Genomic DNA, 20,486 nt, shown 5'->3' on the forward strand with positions numbered 1-20,486 from the left:
CCCCGCAAGTTAAAAAAGGTTGCTGTGAGACTTCCATCTGATTTAAGTAATCATAGCTTAAATATATATCTATCTGTATGTCCGCGCATGCAAAAACCCGTGGAAAATACAGAAATATGGATTACATTTACAGAGGAGGCAGGACTCCATGTATTCACCTGATACAACAAAATACCTTATCCACCTTACGCTGCAGATCGAGGGGGTGGTCGATAAACCCGACGTAGTGGGCGCCATCTTCGGCCAGACCGAGGGTTTGCTCGGCGAAGACCTTGACCTGCGCGATTTGCAGAGAACCGGCCGTGTCGGCAGGATAGACGTGCAGATAACCACAAAACGCGGTGAGACCAAGGGTGAGATTCTCATCTCGTCATCTCTTGACAGGGCAGAGACCGCGCTCCTGGCTTCGTCGCTTGAGACGATCGACCGGGTTGGGCCGTGCACGGCCCATGTGATGGTTGACCGCATCGAGGATATCCGGGTGACCAAACGACGCCGGATCGTCGAGCGCGCAAAGGAGATTCTACTTGAAAATTTCGATGAGGGGTCCATAAACAGCGATGAACTGCTCGACGAGGTCCGGGAAGCCATCCGAATGGAGAAACTTGAGTACCTTGGGGAAGAGAGAGTCCACGCCGGCCCTCATGTTATGGCCTCTGATGCCATAATCATTGTCGAGGGGCGTGCCGATGTCACCAACCTCCTGCGTCACGGGATCAAGAACGCCGTAGCAGTCGAGGGTACAAACATCCCTCAGATTATAATCGATCTCTGCACACAGAAGACTGCGACCACGCTGCTCGACGGCGACCGGGGCGGCGACCTGATCCTTCGCGAACTCCTCCAGGTCGCTGAGATTGATTTCGTGGCCTACTGCCCGCGCGGAAAGAGCGTCGAGGAGATGAGCCGCAAAGAGATCGTTAAAGCGCTCCGCAACAAAGTGCCTGCGGTCGGCCTGATCGAGCACATCCCTCTGGAGGAGGCTACAGAGCGGTTGCCGGTTCATGCGACACCAGCGGCTGCCAGATCTCCGGGCGGCGAGGATGTTCAGCCACCGCCGGGTGGGGGGGGCAAAAAGTCACCTTCGACACTTGGTGAACACATGGCAGATGTCCGGAACAAGAAGATTGCCAGGTTTCTCTCCCCCGATTACACCGTCCTCCTGGAATCCAGCGCCGCAGATGTCGAGAGTGCACTCCAGAACCTGAACGGCGATGTTGAAGGGCTTGTCGTTGACCGCGTGATCGACCAGAGGCTCCTCGATCAACTCGGTGGAAAGGACCTTGAGTTCGTGGCTGCCACAGATTTTAAAGGAATTATAAAACGCCCACTCTCGATCCGACTCATAAAGATAGTTTGATGCCGGTCCCCGGTGCAAATTTATATATATTCACGTCCACCACTTTTTCTCTCGGGGAGAGGATGATGCACAAGGAAGAGTTAATAGCGCTACATGGTATTCTCACAGAGATTAAAGATTTTTTTGAGTTGCAGAACCCGGATCTGAAATTTTCACAATACTATGCGTTAAAGATTGACCCTTCTCAGGTGCATAAGAGCAAAATGGAACACAAGTACGCTATCTTCGTGCTTGGAACTGAACTTGCAAACGCCATGAAGGACGTGGAATTCGCGTCATCAAGCAGGGTTTCTGCCAGGATGAAAGAACTCGCCGATAAGACCTTAAAAGACCTCGAGTACCTCCAGTAGTAAGAGATACAGGGTGCGGGCAGGCCCGGTGCACCAACCGCGCCTTTCTGTTCAGGAACGCATCGTGCGTTCGCACTCGATGAGGTATGAGGCAAGCAGTTTCGGGATAGGTGTCGCCATACAGTGCCAGTTTGGAGTTCCGTTCACCTCAAGAACTGTGTATCCTTCCCGATCGCACAGAAGGTCGACACCGCAGTAATCGACGCCGATCACTGCCGCAGACGCCTCAGCTATAGCGCGCATCTCGTCATCGATCTCGACCGGCATACCGATCCCGCCCTGATGGATGTTGTGCATCAACCCCCGAGAGACCCTGGTTATGGCGCCAACCGCCTCTCCACCCAGGACGAAGACACGGAAGTCCCGATCGTTCGGGACGTATTCCTGAAGATACCAGGGGCCGGGCCCGAGGTCGCCGGGCTCTATCACAAGCCGGATGCCATTCCCATCATACCCGTAGACAGGCTTATAGACAACCTTTCCATGCCGCCTGAGAAATTCACGCGCCTGGTCTTCTGAAGAGACGTAGACTGTCGCCGGTGTCCGCACCCCTCTTTGCAGGAGAAGTGCCGTTGTCATCACCTTGGAGGCACAGGTAGCGATGGCTGCGGGAGTGTTTATCACCCGGTTGGAAAGCGAGAGTACGTTAAGGATCTCAAACCGATGCATATCCTGCCGGATACCACATACCCATATGAGTTCATGTTCAAGCCCCGAGTTAAGGGGGTCAACTGTATCAAGGTCAAGAACGTGATACCGGGCACCTACTTTCTCCAGTTCCTGTATAACGGCACCGGTTGAGTTGTCTTCCGGCGTGTCGGTCGGTTTCGGTACGATATGAATCATTGCGCCTAACCACCAACTCCCCTGACCAGGAGTTCTTCAGTATCCTTTTGTAACTTGCCCGATATAACCACTGGGTAAGAGAACCATGCGGAGGAAGCGGGTCTGCATCATCGGGTGCGGCAACCCCATCATGGGAAATGATGGAGCAGGGGTCCTTGTGATGCACCTCTTTGAGGGGAGATTCCCTGGCGTTGATGCGATTGACGGCGGTAGCGGTGGTTTTGGCCTGATCGCGCTTATGGAAGGCTACGATAAGGTTGTTATCGTCGATGCTATGGTAGGTATAAGTGACCGTGCAGGCGATGTCTTAACGTTCGAAAACCCCCCAAACCGTGGGTTCCACGCGAGCATATCCCATGATATCGGGATCGGGGACGCGGTGGCGATAGCAAAGGAACTCGGGTATACGGCGGAGATCGTGACCATCGGGATTGAAGTGGGTGAGATCCAGGCATTCAGCCGGGAGATTGATCCGGCGGTCAGGGTGGGGATCCGGGTTGCCGAAGAGAAGATCCTGGCTATACTGGAGGATTGGATCGATTGTAGTGAAACTATAAGGCAGTAGTTATACCATCAGATGAAGCTCAAGGGTCATGCCAACCTCTATTCTGATCTCATCAGATCAACAATTCTGTGATATAAACTCCTCATCTTTTCCTGGTAGTATGTGCACAGCCCATCAAACCAGTGCGGCTACTGGTTTGATGGCTTCATTCTCATGAAATATATAAATGACAAACTTTATGCTCTACAACAGATCTAACTTTGCCTGAATGCAACTGCCACGCGGCCGGTTCCACAAGATCATCAAGTCCACGGCAACCCCTGCTCTGATCGAAGAGATGAGAGCAGCAAAGTTCACCGGGATCTGCAGGATTGTCCTTGGCAGCGAGAGCGCGACACTGGTATTGAACGAGGGTTCGGTAGTGCTTGCCGAGTATGGAGGGCTGAATGGGTATCAGGCACTTGATGGGGTGCTCGGGAGCGAGGAGGAGGCAGGTGCTGAATTGAACCTTCTGACGCCAGAGCAGGTTCGGCTCTCCCAGGAGTTTAACCGCCAGTGTGCGATCGAGGTGCCCACAACAGGAAAGGTTGGAAAATCGCCAGCGAAAAGAGGTGTTCCAGAAGGGGCAGAGCCGGCCGCCCCCGGAAAACAACCAGCAGGCGGTGGTATTTCCAGAGATGTGAAACCAGTTACAGATGTTAAACCTGCAAAACCCCCAAAAGCAGGTACGGTTCCAGAAAGGTCAGATACTGCCCCCGGCGTGGGAAAAAGTTCTTCCGCGCACAGCCCTGAACCTACTGCGGGGTCGCAGAGCGTTCCCCGGCCTGGAGCCAAACCCGCGCAGGAGGTGGCCGGGACATCTCAATCGGGGGGTGACGAGATTGACACCCTCCTCCAGAACATGGAAGAGATAAACATCGAGCACCTTGTCAGCAACTTCAGGACGAACTGCAAGGAAATGCTCAAGAAGATTCACCTGGATCATCTCATCAAGGACAACGAAACATAACTTCAGGGGCTGATAACAGAATGGATTCAACCGGTATCATCCAGTTTTTTCTGATCCTCCTCACGATAATAACAACGATAGGTTTTGCCGCAATTACCTATTACCTCGCGGAGATCAGTCGTGTTCTCAACATGGCAGGCTCTCCGCAGGTGCCGTTGCCGCCAGCGGAGACACTAAGCCCGGCCCGCAAGGAGCCCCTCATTGAACCCGGCGCGATGGGAAGCCTGGAAGAGGCTCTTGGTCTGATCAGCAGGAAATATGGTCTTGAATCCATAACTCTGGCTACCACTGACGGCCTCCTGATCGCCTCAACGAAACCTGGGAGCGAGGACGATGCCGCGCGTTACAGCCACCTCTACCTGCAGGGGAAACTCCGCGGTGAGAATGGAATCGAACTCCTTGGCATGTCTCATCGTGGAGAGACGGTGATAGCAATCACCCGCTCTTCGGCACCTCTCTCCGATGACCAGAGAAACGCACTCGAAAAGGATATACAGAACACCCTGCAGCACTGGGTATGAGACCAACCAGACCGAAACACCGAGTGGTTACATGGTAAAGGTATACACAATTGCTTCTGGCAAAGGCGGTACAGGGAAGACCACAGTCACAGCAAATCTGGGGGCGATGCTTGCCCGTTACGGTAAGAAGACCTGCATTCTGGATGCCGATGTCGGCATGGCGAACCTCGGGCTCATTCTCGGACTTGACGAACTGCCTGTGACCCTGCACGAGGTGCTGGCCGGTAAGGCGCGTGTCAGGGATGCCACCTATGAAGGGCCGTTCGGGGTAAAGGTTGTCCCGTCCGGACTCTCTCTACAGGGATTCCAGCAGTCAAACCCGGATCGGCTTAAAGACGTCATGACGGATCTCGTGAGCGAGTTCGATATACTTATACTGGATGCTCCTGCAGGGATCAGCAGGGATGGTGTCATCCCGCTGACTCTCGCCGACGGCGTGATCCTGGTGGTAAACCCCGAGATATCCTCGATTGTCGATTCCTTAAAGACAAAGATTCTAACCGAGACCGTCGGCGGGCATATAGAGGGGGCGATCATCAACCGGGTCGCAACCAGCGGAAACGAGTTCAACACAGCTCAGATGGAGAAACTGCTTGGGACGAGGGTGATCGGGGTCATACCTGAGGATCCAAACGTTCGGCGCGCGTCCGCGGGAAGGACACCGGTCGTTGTTAAGTATCCCGCATCCAGCGCATCCCATGCTTTCAAACACATTGCAGCGGATGTGGCAGGCATTGAGTACGTCGAAGAGGAGACCGAGGAAGTCAAAGAGAGTTTTGTCGAACGGTTGGCCCGCGTTCTCTTCCGCTCAAAGACGTAGCGCAGGGAAGGCCATTTTGGTTTTTACTTTTTCCATGTTTGAATGGATATAATCATCTCCCTGCCTCATACACCCTTCCAACCCAAACTCCTCGCACATCAGGGAAATACTCCCTGTCCTGGTCTTTCCGCAGTCTTCCGTACCTGCTCTGGCACCTCGGTGATCGCTCTCTCCTCCCCGCTCCTCACTGCATACGCCTTTGAAAGTTTCAGGAGGAGGCCATGCGGTGAGAGATGAGCGGTCATTCCCGCTTTCTTGATCCTATTCAGGATCCTGCAGTAGATGTAGAGGCACAGGAACCCCACAAAGACGTGGCCAAAGACCGCCTTTGCATCGCGGAGGTATAGTTTATCCGCCTGGATTAAACTCTTGAACACGGTATTATGTTCTTCGACCAGGCTTCTGGACTTGTAGAGGTCGTAGACCTCCCGGGGTTCTGCCGCTCGGCGAGGAGACGATCAGGATCCGGCCGGCGCGCTTCAGTCGCTTATTCAGCGTCTCTCGGTCGATCACCCCCTCTTCCAGTAACCGGTAGAGCGTCTTCTCCTCCTCCGCCACCAGATCGAGATCCTCATAGAGGTAGGGCGTCACCCCGTCCACCTCATGTGTGGTAGAAGAAGTGGTGGTCAGTTAGGTGGATCCGGGTCTCATACCGGGTGCTGTTGCGCCGCTGGGGGAGGACAAACGCGATCTTCGTCTCCCGCAGAACCTTCACATTCGCTTCCGAGACGAATCCCCGGTCGAGGATGAGAGTTGTCCGGGAGGTATCGATCTCGGCGAGGGACCGGACAAGCCCTGTATCGGTCGCACTGATCATCGGAAAGATAATCTTCGATTAACGCTAAGGGATCCCTGGCCCTGTTTCTCCTTTGCTGTTTCTCCTTTCTCTAAATCTAGGTTGGATTCAGGGCCATTTTACTTTTACAGAACTTTCGCTACGTTACCCTTCTTTTCGTGCTCGGTCATCTCCTCTATCAGTTCGGAGAAGGTCATCCCCGGCTTGCGCATACTGGAGAGGGCAGCCCAGACCTCTTCCCTGACAACAATGCGCTTTATGGCATTCACGGCATATGTACTACTGACAGAAAAACATTGCCGGTGTACCGGGTCATCCCCGGCAGGTTTGTCTGCCGGGCGCTATCCAGATGCCTCTCCCGTTTGGTGTCCGCGAGGTTCGGTGGAGCAGAGCATCTCGCATCGTCAGAGCGAAAGCAGGGCCCGATGAAAGTCCCTTTCTGGAGATTCCGGGGATGGCGCCCTCTGCACACCAGACCCCTCAGATCCCGAGGTCGTCGAGGTCCATGACGTAGAACCCCCCGGCTCTGAGCACTTCCTTGCCCTCGACGGTGCGGGCGGCGATGCCGGTGGTCACCGGCTGGCCGAGGCCCTTTACGAGCGGCAACTTTTCCTCCAGGGCGGCAAGGATGCCGCATGCCTCCGGGAGGGTGAGGTCGCGGTTCTTGATCTCGACGGCGAGGCTTCCTTCCGGGCCGAGGGCGAGGAGGTCGATCTCGTCTCCCCGGCGGTTCCACCAGGGGCCGATCTCTTCGTACCGCTCCGTAAGGTCCCGGGCGAGGAGGCTTCGCAGCATCTCCTCGAAGGCCCGGCCCGAGAACCCTTTCCATTCCCGGAGGATCCGGTTCTTTAAGAGGTCGAAGCGGCCGCTCTCGTACAGGCTCATGTTCCTGTAGATGTAGCGGGCGTAAAACCGGAAGAAGTTGTCCGCAAAGACGTATCTTCCCATCTTCGAGCGTTTTCCTCTTTCGGTGACCGGGACCCGGTACTCGATGATCCCGAGGAGGTCGACAAGGTCACGCAGATACGGGGGGAGCGAGGTCGGGGGAAGGCGGACAACGTCGGCGATCTCCTTCTGCGATCTCTTCCCCCCGGCGATGGCGGCAAGGATCTCGTAGTAGGTCGCGTGCTCCCGCCCGAACTCTTCGACCATGACATCGCTCATCTCCCGGCGAAGGGGGGCGAGGTCGTCGAGGACGAGCCGATCGAGAGCGCTTTCGAGGTCGGTACACCCGTACTTCTCGAGGAACGTGTAGTAGTAGATCGTCCCGCCGAAGAGGAGGTAAAGGTCGAGCCGCTCTGCAGGGTTCCGCACCCCCAGGTCTTCGAGGATGGCGAGACATTCTTCCGGTTTGAACGGGCGGAGCGTCAGGATGTTGTCGGCACGCCGAAAGAGGGGAGCATTTCCTTCGAGGAAGATCTCGCGGATCATTCCGACCGACGAGCCGGAGACGATGACGAAGAGGTGCGAGTCCCGCCCCTTCAGATCCCAGAACCGCTGCATCTGGGAGACGAACGAGGGGTGGACTTTGAGAAAACGCTGGAATTCGTCGAAGACGACGACCAGGGGCCGATCGTAGGAGAAGAGGAATTCAAGGAAGGTCTCCGGGGTATCGGTCTTGATGTAGCCGGGGAGGTTGAGCGTCTCTGCCGTCAGCCCCCCGAACTCCTCCATGAGGGCTTCGATGCTCTTGTTTGCGTCCACGTAGAAGTAGAGTGCCGGTTTTCCCTTGCAGAACTCCTTGACGAGCTCGGTCTTGCCGACCCTTCGCCTGCCGGTGACGACGAGAAAGGAGGGGGTCCTGGCGTAGAGGTGCTCCATTAACTGGAGTTCCCGCTCCCTGCCGTAGAACCTCATAATGATTATATGTATAATAATTATAGGTATAATCATTGTGGTGCCGGCGGGAGAGACACCCTTATCTCCCGGCTGCGACGATTCCCTGCCATGGTACGGTCGGGGGCGGTCGTGGATCAACTCTTCGGGGTGACGGGCCGGTGATCGCGGAGCATCTCCGGGCACGGACGAGCGGGGCGCTTATGCGAGTGGCAGGCCTCATCGCCCGCGACCTCGGGGCCACGGTCGTCAGGCCGGAGAAGCGGGGCTCGCGTGCGCCCGGGAGCGGTATATCGTCATCGGGGATGCGGACAACACCTACGACTTCCTGGAGATCCCGAAACTCCTCGCCCGGCTCGATGCCGGCGCCGATATGGTGCTCGGCTCCCGGCTCAGGGGCGAGATCAAGTCCGGAGCGATGCCCCTCCTCCGCAGGTACGTGGGCAACCCCCTCTTAACCTGGCTCCTCAACCGGGTCTTCGGGATCAGGATATCGGATGCGCACACGGGCTTTCGGGCGTTCCGGCGGGAGGCGCTCCACCGGATGAACCTCAAGACCGGGGGGATGGAGTTTGCAAGCGAGATGATCATCGAGGCGGCGAAAGCCGGGCTCCGGATTGAAGAAGTCCCGATCACCTATTACCCACGGGTCGCGCCCTCGAACCTGCAGAGTTTCTCCGACGGCTGGCGGCACGTCCGGTTCATGCTCCTCTACCGGCCGATCCCCTTCATCACCGTCCCGGGGCTGCTCTTCGCGATCTTCGGCTTCTTCCTGATGGTCATCTTCCTCTTCCGGGGCGACGTCGAGACCTCGTTCATCCACTCCTTCATCCTCGCAGCCCTCTTCTTCGTCGGCGGGCTCCAGGCGCTCTTTGCCGGGGTCAACATCGCCGTCTACTCGGCCGTCCAGGGCTACGGCGAGGCGGGCCCGTTCATCTCCCGGCTCATGAACAACCACAACCTCGAGCGGGAACTCCTTGCCGGTATCCTGCTGATGGCCGGCGGCGGCCTCGTCGGGCTCGGCATCCTCCGGGACTGGGCTGCCTCGGGATTCGGCCCGCTCTTCCAGATTGCAAACGCCGTCTGGGCGCTGGCACTCTTCCTTGCCGGGATGCAGGTCGTCTTTTCAGGGATCTTCACGAGCATGATGCTCTTAAAGCGCGGGGAAGGGCAGGACTGAACCCCTTCCGGTGTATGGTGCTTTATCCGGCGATCCCGTTTCTTATGCCTCAGTTTTGATTTTTGGGCTCTTTTAGGGGAGATCGATCCTGCTATATATGGTTGGCGGTACAGTTGTGAACCGGAGAAGCTTCAAATGACCACATTATCAAACAATCAACAGAAGATAGCAAGGAGGATCGACGCAGGCACCGCCGCCGAAGTCTGGCGCGACTGGAAGTGGCAGGTGCGCCACGCGATCACCGATATATCCACATTCGAGCGGCTTCTCGGCATATCGTTCGGAAAGGACGAGCGGCGGGAGCTGGAGGAGACCGCGAACCGGTTCCCCCTGCGGATAACCCCGTACTACCTCTCGCTCATTGATACGAAGGATCTCTGGATCGATCCGATCTTCATGCAGTGCTTCCCGTCGCCGGCGGAGCTGCAGGTCGAGCCCGACGATATGGAAGATCCGCTTGCCGAGGACGCCGATCACCCTGCCGCTACCCCGACCGGGTGCTCTTTTTGGTCAGCAACGTCTGCGCTGTGTACTGGCGGCACTGCACCCGGAAACTGAAGGTCGGGGACGTCGACTCCATCCCCTCAGAGGCCGAGGTCATCGAGAGCCTGGACTACATCCGGGAGAACCCCGGTATCCGGGACGTCCTCCTCTCCGGGGCGACCCGTTCATGCTTCCCGATGACCGCCTCGACTGGATCCTGACCGAGCTCGACGACATCGAGCATGTCGAGGTGGTCGGGATCGGCACCCGGACTCCGGTTGTCCTTCCCTACCGGATCACGTCACCACCCGCTCTGGGTGAACACCCACTTCAACCACCCGGCGGAGATCACCGCGTCCTCGCAGAAGGCGCTCGCGCAGCTTGCCGATGCCGGCATACCGCTCGGCAACCAGACCGTCCTGCTCGCGGGGGTGAACGACTGCTCCCGGATCATGAAGACCCTGGTGTACAGACTCGTCAGGAACCGGGTCCGGCCCTACTACCTCTACCAGTGCGACCTGTCCGAGGGGCTCGCCCACTTCCGCACCCCGGTCTCGAAGGGGATCGAGATCATCGAGCCCAGACACCGCATGATTTAGGGATTATACTCTCCAAATCATCCTCATTTTTCCAATCCCGCCACTCAAATCGCAAGTTCTATATACCTATAATCCCTAATATTATATCATATGGAAGACTGGGTTCGTGCCTGGCTGGAAGAGCAGCGCCGGAAGGGTGAGAAGTGCCTGGAGATCAAATACATCCAGAACAAACCCTACGTCTACCGCTCAACGAGTGTCTACGACAAGACCACCAAATCGCCGAAGAAGGTGAGCACGTATCTTGGCCGTCTCACAAAAGAAGCTGGTCTCATCCCGAAAGGATCGCGTGGTAGCCGTCCCCTCCATTCTTTCAGGACGGTCAGGGAGTATGGGAACGCCGCCCTCATGACAGAGGAGTTCACTGACCTGTTACCGGTTCTCCAGGACGCTTTCCCAGACTACTGGCAGGAACTCGTTGTACTGACATTCACCCGGGTCACCGGTTACACACCGCTCTCGCGGGTTGCGGATGTGTGGGATAAACTTGACAACATCCTTGATATCAAACCTGACTGTGACCCAAGAACGCTCTCCCGGGTACTAACAGCGGTCGGCGGTGACCGCACCGCTCAACAGATGGTCTTCCAGCATCTCTCCTCACGTGCACAGCACCTCGTCTATGACCTCTCATTTGTCTTCTCCTGCTCCGATACCGTGAACCTGGCCGAGTTCGGCTACAACGCCGATGATATCTGGCTCCCGCAGGTCAACATCGCGCTCTTCAGTGCGACCGATACAGGACTTCCTGTGATGATCCGGGGCCTGCCAGGCTCAGTCCGGGATGTCGCCACGCTTGTCCGGTCCCTCGCCGAGATCGATGCCCCTGGCGCGACCCTCGTTCTCGATAGGGGTTTCGTCTCGGAGGCAAACGAGAACCTGCTGCGAGAGTCAGGACTCCAGTTCGTCCTCCCCCAGCGCCGCAACAGCACCCGGTATGAGACCCGGATCCACCTCACCGACCACTTCTTCTACCACAAACGGCTGATCCATGCAGGGAAACGTGAGGTGGACGGGGTGACGCTCTACCTCTATGAGGATGTCGATCTGGTGGCGGAGGAGGAGAAGACGCTCTACCGGTTGCTGGAAGAGGGGGCGATCGACCGAGAGACGCTGAATAAGCGACTGAAGCGCGCCGGCCGGATCCTGATCGTCTCATCCCTCGCGGCAGAACCCCGGGAGGTCTACGACCTCTACAAGTCCAGAAGCCTGGTCGAAGAACATTTTGCCGTGTTCAAGAGTTTAATCCAGGCGGATAAACTATACCTCCGCGATGCAACGGCGGTCTTTGGCCACATCTTTGTGGGGTTCCTGTGCCTCTACCTCTACTGCAGGATCCTGAATAGGATCAAGAAAGTGGGAATGACCGCTCATCTCTCACCGCATGGTCTCCTCCTGAAACTTTCAAAGGTGTATGCAGTGAGGAGCGGGGAGGAGAGAGCGATCACCGAGGTGCCAAAGCAGGTACGGAAGATCGCAGAGAGGCTTGAACTGAATATATTCCCTAATGTATGAGGAGATTGGGATCGAGAACCTCATCGGGCACACCAGCGGTTTTGCGGTCCCGACCTACGTCATCGACGCCCCCGGCGGCGGAAAGATCCCGGTGATGCCCCAGTACCTCATCTCCTGGTCCACGAACCGGGTGGTGTTGCGCAACTTTGAAGGGGTGATCACCACCTACCGCGAGCCCGACTCCTACGAGCCGGTCTGGTGCAACCGCAAGTGCGCGACCTGCAGCCAGTACCTCAAGGTTGAGGGCGCGGACGAGTCCAAGGCAGTCGGGATCGGCAAACTCCTCTCCGAAGAGGATCCGACGACCGCGCTCGTCCCGGAGAACACCGAGCGGTTCGAGCGGAGAAATGAGTCCTGACACCGTCACGACGATCGGCGGCACCCTCGTCCAGCCCTTGCGGAGCCGGATTCGAGTGCAAATGCAGTCCCGGTTGCAGACATTTGGTCTGTTCAGGTACCGTTAAGATGTAATCACCCATCCGCATGGGCTCCAGTCAACGTCGCGGAACAGCGGTGACATCGATCTGTTTCACCCATTCAGGCAGTTGTTCTACCCGATCAACGGACGTCACCGTCCCGTTGGGCGTGTCGAGGATTATTTTGTAGTTCTCCCAGCCGGTGGTATTGATAGTACTCTCCCAGCCGACAGTCTCGCCGCTGGCATCAGTAACGGCGGTAACCACCCTATAGGACTCGATACTCTCCCGTGCCGCAGAGCCAGGGTCCGACGCCGCCTGCCGGAGAGGGGGAAGAGTGATGAATGCCACCGATTCTCCCGTCTCGTTGAATACACCACCCTTGAAGATGTAGCCTCCCTCGACCAGATCCCGGACTTCGCTGTCGTTTCGCAGTATCCGGGTCATCCGGTCATACCCGGAGACCCGGTCGATCCCGTCGTGCGCGGCTTCGTCATCATCGGCACAGCCCATGCTCTCCAGGAATAAAACGGAGAGGGTTGCAGAGAGCACGACGGCAACCCCTAATAATATTCCCATTTTCTTCTTTGAATGCATTAGGCCTCCATGGTTGCTGCCAGAGGATTGGTGACACCGAAAACCTCATCCCTGGAATATCCAGTTCTTTCGAGTATCCTGGAAATGGCCTCTTCCTTATCCGGATTGAGAGGCATTACTTTTACAGGAAGCCTATGCGCATAGTATACCGGCTCCCCGTATCGGATAAGTTCATCAACCGTTTCGGAGGCAATACTGAGTTCACCAGGGCGCTCTTTCAGTTCATCGATTGGAATTATCTCTATATCATACTTTTCCCTTTCAACCGTGGTCATACTGAGGCCATCAATCCAATGCCCCCACTGGTTTGATGGCAACTTTAAGCGACCACGCAGATCCCTCCCTCATCCCCCACCCTCTGCATAATTAGAATCCTCCCCCTCATCTCCCACCCTCTCATAGAAACGATACCTCGAGCCTTGAGAGCAAATTGTGGCAGAACCTGGAAAACTGAAGACAGCTCCCGCTCATCATGTCCCCCCATATTTCGGGGGGAAAGTTCCCTCAACTCCGACTGAGTATCAGAATCCCTCAGACCAGTGCACTCAGGTGCGTTGGATTCTTCAGTCCCGCGCGCAACCCGAACAGAAGGAGAATTTGATATGCAACGAAGTTGAGAGTCATATAGAGTTTCCGGCTCTCATGTCGGATCCCTTTGAGGTGAAAGGTTACAGAAGCCTTAATCCGGCCATGTATCCGTTCACACTCACCGCGGCTTTGTATGAGAGTTGGGAATTCCGGGTCGAGAAGATTCTTGTTTCGCAAATGCATCCCGACCTGTTCAACTCTTCCATGCTGGTATAGGAATCGCAACTGTTGAGTCAGTGGAGCATGGATATCTCCCCCTGCTCTCCGGAGTTTGTTGACCCAATGCCGGATGCGTGGGTTCCGTCCATTTTTCCCGGATCACTGCCCCCTCCCGGGTATCAATACAGGGAAGTGGAAAAAGGTGGGTTAAATCCGCATCAGTCCCATTCGAGTAGACCATGGTGAGTGGGTATGGTCCGAGATGGAAGATATGCGCTTTATCCATCTTAACCTGGTAATGCGGGTGAAAAAGAGCATATCTGTCATACCGGGATGCTTCGATTGGAGTTGAATCGATGATCCCAACCATCTCCTTCTGTGCCCAGAGAACAATTGCCTCACCGACAAGATGCATGAGCCGTTCCACACCTTCGACGCCGAGACGATATTTCACAAAACTGTGGAGTGTTGCAGGATTGGGCAATAGATACCCTGCTTTCAGTCTTCTCTGCACCAAGGTTGAAACAATCATCCTCTGTCAGGAGACGAACTGTCCGGACATAGGAATGTTTCCTGAAACACTTGACGACAGGTAGTTTGATCATAAGAATAACCGGATAATGGAACCGAGAGACCTGTCTGGAGTAGTATTCTCGTTCAATAGTCTGTGCAATGGTGTCCAGATAGGGCGAACTGAGGAACTCCGTGAGAGAGAACCCTGGTTTAATCTCTTCAAATCCGTCTTCTTTTGCCAAAAACTCGGTGTTAAAGGCCATGAGCCATTTTGGGGCCAGGTATATATACCTGACGGAACACCTCTTACCGAGGCGCAAAAAAAATTAGCAGACCTGGTAAATCTCCGGTAAAAACCAGATAAACTGGCAAGGTGCGCCAGAGGCGCGCATACTACCGGAAAAGAGAGAAGTGTTTATAGGCCAGATCGTTGATTTGATGGCCTCATACTATCAGGAGACCTGGAAGGAGTCGTGATCGTAAAGGTCTGGTCAACGCCCACTGCTTCATAGACAGGTCCAAATAAATAATCAGTCACAGTAAACTCGATCGTCTGACCGGGATCGACATCAATAAGCCACCAGAAGAAATGTCCTACATCAGTTTGATCGGGATTATGTTCCCACTTGCGCCAGACAATTTCTCCATCTTCGCTATCATCATAGCCGTTGAGCATGAAAGTTACGAGATCTGCTGCAGAAAGAGCAAATCCGGCATATGGGGATATGGCACTTATTGCCAGAGATGATACCTTATATGCAACAGTATAGTAATACGCACTGTTGCCATTATCACGGGGCCATGCCCCCATGCGCACCGGGTCCGTGCTGGTCCATATCGACTGATGGGGCTTGTTATATGTCTCTGCAATTTCCAGAGACTGAATCCTGCAGGCAGATGCGGATTCACCGTCATTGTAGCGCGTCTCTCCTACACCAGCCATGCGGAAATTACATTCATATACGTCCCTTTCCGGAATGTACGGCCCACCAAAATAACCAACAGATGAGGCAATATATGCGTCAATCTGCCCATAAGAGGCTGAATTGACTTCAGTCCAACTTTCGTCCGGGTTGTCGTAAGCACTCGCCGCAGGCACCACACTCACACTCACCAGCATTACCGTCAGGAGCGTGGAGAATGCCCGCAGTCCAATTTTTCCGTTCATGTGTTTTTCCTCCGGTTTTTCCCCGGAGGCAGGAGGGGCATACCTTCAAGTGCAGAAAGTGCATACACTTCCATTGCCTCTGGGCACGCGGGGCGCGTCAGACCTGGGGATGGGCGACCCCCGCACGCGGCACCCGATGCGCTTCTGGGTTGTTAGAAGATATAAAATCAGCAGTCACCGTTCGGCTGGAACCGAACGCACCATAAACCTTTTTTATTGAGTGACGAACGGCAGTACGGGTATTCCCGCCATCGGCATACACACGAGATGGATCCGCCTCGCGAAGGTGGTACTTACAAAACCGGGATAGCAGGTACGAGCAACACGCTCATGACCGTGAGAACAACTGTTGATCGCACAGATCCAATGGTTCTCATTTTCTCCGAGTTTCTGTACCTGGAGGCATAATAAAGCGTTTGTTTAAGTGCACGAGGTGTTTACTCCCGCTTCGCCTCTGAGCATGCTATGGGGACCCGGCTCGCTCGTGAGGAGGAATCCGGGCTCCCGCGGGAAGCCGCGGGCGGTGCCACCGATGAGACTCTGTCATCAACGCTTATACCATTTCTGTGAAAATCGTCTAGCCATCAAGGCACCCGGAGGTTCCGGTCCGGGAAAAAGCGCGCTCGCCCGATATCGGAACGCAGCTCTTCCGCTCGCTTCGGATCCGGCCGAGTATTCAGTCGTCACCCATTCTCGTTCGTAACTCCAACAAGATCGGATCAACCAGATCCCGGAGTTCTCCGCGGTCGCGAGACGTGTCCCAGACCCCGCAACCGCCGTCCCCCAGCCGCATGACGATCATGTTCCCCGACCAGTCCTCGAGATCCAGAAAGAACACCGCTTCGTCTGCAAGGATCTCCTTCGGCAACCCATCGACGATATAACTCGTCACGAATGTCGTTGGAACGGGGAAATACATCGCGACATAGGTGCTGTTCTGTTTCATGGCGTCCAGTTCCTCCCGCGAGAACCCTGTCTTATACTGGCCAGAGATACATCGAATTTGTTCGAGGCACTCCGTTTCTAGGGCAAAATACCCCGGATCTTCCGGGTAGAGGAGGGTGCTCCCGCCCCCGCGAGCGCGGACCTCAATGAACGAGACATTCTCCCGGAGGGCGCCCGTCGGCCGGGCCGTCTGATTCTCCGGAATCTCTGGGACTTCCGAGACCATATCCGGCAGCATCAGTGCGGCGACCAGGATCAGTGCAGCCGCGGCGGCACAGGCGATGACGGGATACAGGATCTTCTTCATATGCTTGCTCCGAAAAAGGGAAGGGAGCCGGGAGCGGTCACTTGACCGCCGGGACCTCCTCCCTGAACTCGGGAGACGCGGGGACGTAGCGGACGAACGAGGTCTCCTCCCCCGTCCCGTCCAGCACCTTGCCCGTGAAGATGTAGACCGGGACAAGGTGGGTGGGCTCCCTCGTCGCCGGGGCCTCGTAATAGCCGAGTTCGATCCCGGTGATATCTGCGCTCAGGCCCTCCGCCACGCCGGCGACTTTCAACTCTTCAAGCGCCTCCTCCGGCGTTATGATTGGTATCTCTTCCTGTGGGACATAGTCTCTCCAGAGTTTATATACATTCAGGATATCCCCTCCACCGCCGACTTCAACCGTCAGTTTCGAACCGACAACCGGCCGACCGTCGATTGTGCGGGAGTACGAGACCAGAACGTCTTCAAAGGCGATACCGATAACCTCGCCATTCTCATTCTGTTTGACGATCTGTGGATGATCGACGCCGCACAGGATCGCATCAGGGGGTGCCAGCCCCGTCTTCTCCAGATATCTCGTTGCGATCCCGATCGCCTTCTCATCCGAAGGTAGGTTTGAGGGCAGGTTTTTGTCGTTCGGGTTCATCCAGCGAGGGATGTCAATCAGGGCGACACGTCCCGATTTCATATGGACCTCCAGCGAGTAGGGTTCGTCGGAGAGCAGCATCTGGTCGTACGATTCACGCACCGTTCCCTCCAGACCCATCTTCTCCGCCATCGATGAGACAAGTTCCGCTGTGATCTCCGGTTTTACTGATTTATATAGGGTGACCTGTTCGGGCGTCGACGGGAACGGTACAGAGACGGTATAGGTAAGGTTTGCATTACTCGTCGATTTCATACCGCCTGTCAGGTCGGAACGATCATCCCGAAGAGGATCGTCGGCAAGCATGGGTATGCCGATCGCGGAGATCGTTCCCAGAAGCGCCAGCATAACGACGCTTATCCCAATTACTTTCATGTTCATCTAGATCACCTCAACACTGGTATGTGCCATACAGGAACGACGCACCGGGGGTTCCCTGGCTTCCGTGCCCGTAGACATAGTCGGACCAGCAGCCTTCTCGGGCAAGGGCTGCCGCATAAGAAGTGAGTATATCAATATCCCCCAGGTGCGAATGTTCGTTGCTCCGAGCCGATTCAGTCCATTCAAGATAGATCTCTCCCAGATTCCCAAGCGGCGTATATGTTGTGGATTATTTCCTACCACTTTTCCAGTGCTTCAAGCCGCTCTTCAATCCTAGTTATAGACGCCTGCATCGAACGTAGCAGCTCAGTGCTCTCCACAGAATCGAACCGGGTTTTTGTAAAACGTCAAGGTAGCGGCTCTCTTTATCATCAATCCACAATTTAAGGTTGCTTACGAGGCTATCAATAAACATCAGTGTGATGACAACTCCCCAGATCAGCCAGAGGCCAGTAACGGCACTGATAATGGTCACTCCTATCGCTGCAAGAATATACAAGGTATTTTTACTTTTTCCATAATTACAACCCCTTTCTTCTAAATTTGCCTGCTCAAATCCACACAATGAGATGAACACTGTACTACTTATAAATTCTGTCACATTCCTTTACACGTCCAGGGGATGTTCCCGAAAATAAAGAGGTTGATCCCCCGCGGGGGAGAAAGACGAGACAACCCATTCTCACAGAAGGGATACTGATTTTTATCCAGCAAAAATGCTCCGGAATGCACTAAGAAGATAATTGGGTGTCCAAAGCTGATGCGCACTCGCCACTGGAATAGACCCGACATTCGGCGGGATGTACAAAGAAGAGAGGGTGCTTTCGCTCCACTACAGAAACGAGCCGGATACCTACCTCCCGATCGCCTGCATAAACCGCTCCCGGATCTCGGCCGGAGCGAGCGGGATGTTCGGAACCTGTGCGTTCCCGGGCCTCAAGACCGCGTGGATGAAGTTCGGGCCCCGCCCCCGGCTCCCCCAGGCCTCCACGAGTTCCTCCTCGTTCTGAACTTTGCACGTATTCCGGATCCCGGCGGCGAGGGCGAGGAGTTCCATATCTACCAGCCCGGAGGCCGGGGTGGGCTGGTTTCCCGTGCTCCCGAAGGCCCCGTTGTCCAGGCAGACGATCGTGAGGTTCGCCGGTGCTTCCGCGGCCACAACCGGGAGAACGGCGGTTCCGAGCCCCTGCGTCGTGTAGGGAGAGCAGCGCAGGCAGAACCCGGCGCTCTCGACCAGGAGGAGGTCGGCACCCTCCTCCCCGGCCCAGGCGATGGCGTCCCGCATCACCATCACCCCGGCGTGGTCAGGGCAGAGGTCGCCGGAATAGACCTTCCGCGCCGGGATCCCGAACTCGGTCGCGAGTTCCTCGTCTTCGAACGCCCGGACGACGTCGATCTTGAGGTAGGCGATCCGGTGCCCGCCCTGGAGGGAGCGGATGGCCTGCCGGACGACGGCGGTCTTCCCGGCAGACGGCGGCCCCGCGACCACGACGAGCCTCATGCCCCGACCGGTTTCGTGATCAGGTTGCCAGCCCTGATCTCTTCCCGCATCTTCCGGATGGTCTCGTCGAGGCGGCGGGCCTCCCTGAGGGCGGCGTCCTCACGGCCGTCCGGCTCGATGACCCGCTCGACCGCCCCATCCCGCATGACGATCCGCCGGGCGGAGAGGAGAGAGACCAAGGGGTCGTGCGTGACGAAGACGACCGCCTTTCCCCCGGCACGGAGCACCTCGATCACCCGCTCCTTGAAGATCCCGGCGTTCTCCACCTCGTCGAGGGAGGACCGGCGCTGCCGCGACCATGACGGCATCCGCCACCAGGAGCGATCGGGTCTGCCCCCCCGCAGAGTGCGGTCATCCGGGCGCCGGATCAGATCTCCTCGCCCGTGAACTCGTTTGCAAGGGCGATCGTACGGCCAACGATGCTTTCGTCATCAATCTTGCGGGACCGGACGTGCATCGCGAGAAACTCCTCGATCGTGAGGTCGGCGAGACATCGGGTGTTCTGGGTGATCAGGGCGACGGGCTTGTGCGCCGGGTCGCGGACGAACTCTTCGGGAGGGTATTCGCCGTTGACGAGGACCGTGCGCCCCGTGGCGGTGTCGTTCCTGGCGAAGACCTCGATATCGTTGATGAGGGCGCTCTTTCCCGAACCGGTGGGGCCGACGATCGATATCGTGTCGCCCGGGCGGATGACGATCGTGTCGAACCGCTCCGGTTCCGGCCGGGGAGGACCGTGATCTCGCGGATGGCTGAGGGATCCATGCTGGAGGGTCGTCACGCAGGAAGATGAGGATTGTCCTCCATAGCGGAACTCTTAACCAAAACAGGAAAAACATTATCACATCAATACTATTATAGTAAAACAATGCTCTCGCGAAAGATCTTCGAAGCCGACTTTGCCGACGCTCTCCAGGAGGAACTTGCCCGGCAGGGTATGAGCATCCGCGACCTCGCGGAACGGGCCGGGATCCCGCCCGCAACCCTCTACAAGCTCACGTCGGGCAGGGCTGACCCGCGCCTCTCGACCGTCCGGCGGATCGTCAACGTCCTCGAGCCCCGGGAGAGGAGTTTCATCGCGGTGATCGCGGCCCGGTTCCTGCTTGATGAGATCGACAACCGCGACCTTCCCATCGGCGGGAAGCAATACCACATCAGGGGCTACGCGGCCGATTCGCTCGACGAGTGCATCATCGCAGCGGCGCGGGCGGACAAGGAAGGGGCGCTCGGGATCGTCTGCGCTCCCATCCTCGCGCCGATCGTGGAAAAGATCGTCGGCTGCCCGGTGGCGATCATCAAACCGCAGCAGCAGACGATTATCGAGGCGATCGAGACGATAGCAAAGAGGGTTTAGGGGCCGTCACGACCTAACTCTCGAAGAAGTCGATCAGGTAGTAGTTCCCGCAGTACTCCACGATCTTCTCCCGGTAACTCTTTGCAATACGCACTGTCTCGTTGTAGGAGAGCGGCACCTCAATAAAGCCGGT

General features: G+C 56.4%; 25 protein-coding genes and 2 pseudogenes. 13 read left to right on the forward strand and 14 right to left on the reverse strand.

What is annotated here, in order from left to right:
• The first annotated feature begins 148 nt into the window (after positions 1-148).
• The gene (gene dnaG / locus R6Y96_RS03160; protein ID WP_318622075.1) at positions 149-1,360 is read left to right on the forward strand and encodes a DNA primase DnaG; all 1,212 of its coding nucleotides are present in this window, start codon (positions 149-151) and stop codon (positions 1,358-1,360) included.
• A 65-nt stretch (positions 1,361-1,425) separates the two neighbouring features.
• Complete coding sequence (locus R6Y96_RS03165) at positions 1,426-1,710, forward strand: UPF0058 family protein (RefSeq protein ID WP_318622474.1); 285 nt, start codon at positions 1,426-1,428, stop codon at positions 1,708-1,710.
• Between the two features lie 51 nt (positions 1,711-1,761).
• Here the strand turns inward: R6Y96_RS03165 and R6Y96_RS03170 are convergent, their stop codons facing one another.
• Complete coding sequence (locus R6Y96_RS03170; RefSeq protein ID WP_318622076.1) at positions 1,762-2,556, reverse strand: ATP-grasp domain-containing protein; 795 nt, start codon at positions 2,554-2,556, stop codon at positions 1,762-1,764.
• A gap of 85 nt (positions 2,557-2,641) precedes the next feature.
• Between R6Y96_RS03170 and R6Y96_RS03175 the strand changes: the two genes are divergently transcribed.
• From R6Y96_RS03175 to minD, 4 genes are all read left to right on the forward strand, one after another.
• Positions 2,642-3,121, forward strand: coding sequence for a hydrogenase maturation protease (locus R6Y96_RS03175; protein ID WP_318622077.1), 480 nt, complete (start codon positions 2,642-2,644; stop codon positions 3,119-3,121).
• Positions 3,122-3,329: 208 nt separating this feature from the next.
• Positions 3,330-4,070, forward strand: coding sequence for a hypothetical protein (locus R6Y96_RS03180; protein ID WP_318622078.1), 741 nt, complete (start codon positions 3,330-3,332; stop codon positions 4,068-4,070).
• A 20-nt stretch (positions 4,071-4,090) separates the two neighbouring features.
• Positions 4,091-4,591: a hypothetical protein gene (locus R6Y96_RS03185; protein WP_318622079.1), complete on the forward strand. Its 501-nt coding sequence runs from the start codon at positions 4,091-4,093 to the stop codon at positions 4,589-4,591.
• 31 nt (positions 4,592-4,622) lie between these two features.
• Positions 4,623-5,411 (forward strand): cell division ATPase MinD, encoded by a 789-nt coding sequence (gene minD / locus R6Y96_RS03190; RefSeq protein WP_318622080.1) that lies wholly within the window; start codon positions 4,623-4,625, stop codon positions 5,409-5,411.
• A 98-nt stretch (positions 5,412-5,509) separates the two neighbouring features.
• On the opposite strand, the gene R6Y96_RS03195 is transcribed toward minD, so the two are convergent.
• From R6Y96_RS03195 to R6Y96_RS03215, 5 genes are all read right to left on the reverse strand, one after another.
• On the reverse strand, positions 5,510-5,788 hold the full coding sequence (locus R6Y96_RS03195; RefSeq protein WP_318622081.1) for a hypothetical protein: 279 nt from the start codon (positions 5,786-5,788) through the stop codon (positions 5,510-5,512).
• 4 nt (positions 5,789-5,792) lie between these two features.
• Complete coding sequence (locus R6Y96_RS03200; RefSeq protein ID WP_318622082.1) at positions 5,793-6,002, reverse strand: hypothetical protein; 210 nt, start codon at positions 6,000-6,002, stop codon at positions 5,793-5,795.
• A gap of 10 nt (positions 6,003-6,012) precedes the next feature.
• Positions 6,013-6,228 (reverse strand): hypothetical protein, encoded by a 216-nt coding sequence (locus R6Y96_RS03205; protein ID WP_318622083.1) that lies wholly within the window; start codon positions 6,226-6,228, stop codon positions 6,013-6,015.
• A gap of 104 nt (positions 6,229-6,332) precedes the next feature.
• Positions 6,333-6,476, reverse strand: a complete 144-nt coding sequence (locus R6Y96_RS03210) for an antitoxin VapB family protein (protein WP_318622084.1) — start codon at positions 6,474-6,476, stop codon at positions 6,333-6,335.
• Positions 6,477-6,687: 211 nt separating this feature from the next.
• A complete protein-coding gene (locus R6Y96_RS03215) occupies positions 6,688-8,064 on the reverse strand; it encodes an ATP-binding protein (RefSeq protein WP_318622086.1) in 1,377 nt (458 codons plus the stop codon).
• Positions 8,065-8,329: 265 nt separating this feature from the next.
• Between R6Y96_RS03215 and R6Y96_RS03220 the strand changes: the two are divergent.
• From R6Y96_RS03220 to R6Y96_RS03245, 6 genes and pseudogenes are all read left to right on the forward strand, one after another.
• A pseudogene (locus R6Y96_RS03220) lies at positions 8,330-9,223 on the forward strand (glycosyltransferase family 2 protein); the annotation flags it as partial.
• Positions 9,224-9,358: 135 nt separating this feature from the next.
• Positions 9,359-9,781: a hypothetical protein gene (locus tag R6Y96_RS03225; RefSeq protein ID WP_318622087.1), complete on the forward strand. Its 423-nt coding sequence runs from the start codon at positions 9,359-9,361 to the stop codon at positions 9,779-9,781.
• Entirely contained in the window at positions 9,751-9,927 is a 177-nt protein-coding gene (locus R6Y96_RS03230; RefSeq protein WP_318622088.1) for a hypothetical protein, read from the forward strand. Before R6Y96_RS03225 ends, R6Y96_RS03230 begins: the two co-directional genes overlap by 31 nt.
• A 21-nt stretch (positions 9,928-9,948) precedes the next feature.
• Positions 9,949-10,305: a hypothetical protein gene (locus R6Y96_RS03235; RefSeq protein WP_318622089.1), complete on the forward strand. Its 357-nt coding sequence runs from the start codon at positions 9,949-9,951 to the stop codon at positions 10,303-10,305.
• Between the two features lie 90 nt (positions 10,306-10,395).
• Complete coding sequence (locus tag R6Y96_RS03240; RefSeq protein WP_318622090.1) at positions 10,396-11,820, forward strand: transposase; 1,425 nt, start codon at positions 10,396-10,398, stop codon at positions 11,818-11,820.
• Positions 11,813-12,178: a hypothetical protein gene (locus R6Y96_RS03245; RefSeq protein ID WP_318622091.1), complete on the forward strand. Its 366-nt coding sequence runs from the start codon at positions 11,813-11,815 to the stop codon at positions 12,176-12,178. The genes R6Y96_RS03240 and R6Y96_RS03245 overlap by 8 nt, the downstream gene beginning before the upstream one ends.
• Positions 12,179-12,314: 136 nt before the next feature.
• Here the strand turns inward: R6Y96_RS03245 and R6Y96_RS03250 are convergent, their stop codons facing one another.
• The 8 genes and pseudogenes from R6Y96_RS03250 to R6Y96_RS03285 form a co-directional block, all read right to left on the reverse strand.
• The gene (locus R6Y96_RS03250) at positions 12,315-12,815 is read right to left on the reverse strand and encodes a hypothetical protein (RefSeq protein WP_318622092.1); all 501 of its coding nucleotides are present in this window, start codon (positions 12,813-12,815) and stop codon (positions 12,315-12,317) included.
• A gap of 17 nt (positions 12,816-12,832) precedes the next feature.
• Positions 12,833-13,108, reverse strand: a complete 276-nt coding sequence (locus R6Y96_RS03255) for a hypothetical protein (RefSeq protein WP_318622093.1) — start codon at positions 13,106-13,108, stop codon at positions 12,833-12,835.
• Between the two features lie 506 nt (positions 13,109-13,614).
• The gene (locus tag R6Y96_RS03260; protein ID WP_318622094.1) at positions 13,615-14,112 is read right to left on the reverse strand and encodes a hypothetical protein; all 498 of its coding nucleotides are present in this window, start codon (positions 14,110-14,112) and stop codon (positions 13,615-13,617) included.
• A gap of 396 nt (positions 14,113-14,508) precedes the next feature.
• Positions 14,509-15,261 (reverse strand): hypothetical protein, encoded by a 753-nt coding sequence (locus tag R6Y96_RS03265; protein WP_318622095.1) that lies wholly within the window; start codon positions 15,259-15,261, stop codon positions 14,509-14,511.
• A gap of 676 nt (positions 15,262-15,937) precedes the next feature.
• The gene (locus tag R6Y96_RS03270; protein WP_318622096.1) at positions 15,938-16,513 is read right to left on the reverse strand and encodes a hypothetical protein; all 576 of its coding nucleotides are present in this window, start codon (positions 16,511-16,513) and stop codon (positions 15,938-15,940) included.
• Positions 16,514-16,550: 37 nt separating this feature from the next.
• The gene (locus R6Y96_RS03275; RefSeq protein ID WP_318622097.1) at positions 16,551-17,501 is read right to left on the reverse strand and encodes a hypothetical protein; all 951 of its coding nucleotides are present in this window, start codon (positions 17,499-17,501) and stop codon (positions 16,551-16,553) included.
• Positions 17,502-18,354: 853 nt separating this feature from the next.
• Positions 18,355-19,002, reverse strand: a complete 648-nt coding sequence (locus tag R6Y96_RS03280) for a GTP-binding protein (RefSeq protein WP_318622098.1) — start codon at positions 19,000-19,002, stop codon at positions 18,355-18,357.
• Positions 18,999-19,764, reverse strand: a pseudogene (locus tag R6Y96_RS03285) (ATP-binding cassette domain-containing protein). The gene R6Y96_RS03280 and the pseudogene R6Y96_RS03285 overlap by 4 nt, the downstream one beginning before the upstream one ends.
• A 103-nt stretch (positions 19,765-19,867) precedes the next feature.
• Here R6Y96_RS03285 and R6Y96_RS03290 point away from each other — a divergent pair.
• A complete protein-coding gene (locus R6Y96_RS03290; protein WP_318622099.1) occupies positions 19,868-20,353 on the forward strand; it encodes a helix-turn-helix domain-containing protein in 486 nt (161 codons plus the stop codon).
• Positions 20,354-20,486: the final 133 nt, after the last annotated feature.

The organism is Methanoculleus receptaculi, from assembly GCF_033472595.1.
GTDB classification, from domain to species: domain Archaea; phylum Halobacteriota; class Methanomicrobia; order Methanomicrobiales; family Methanoculleaceae; genus Methanoculleus; species Methanoculleus receptaculi.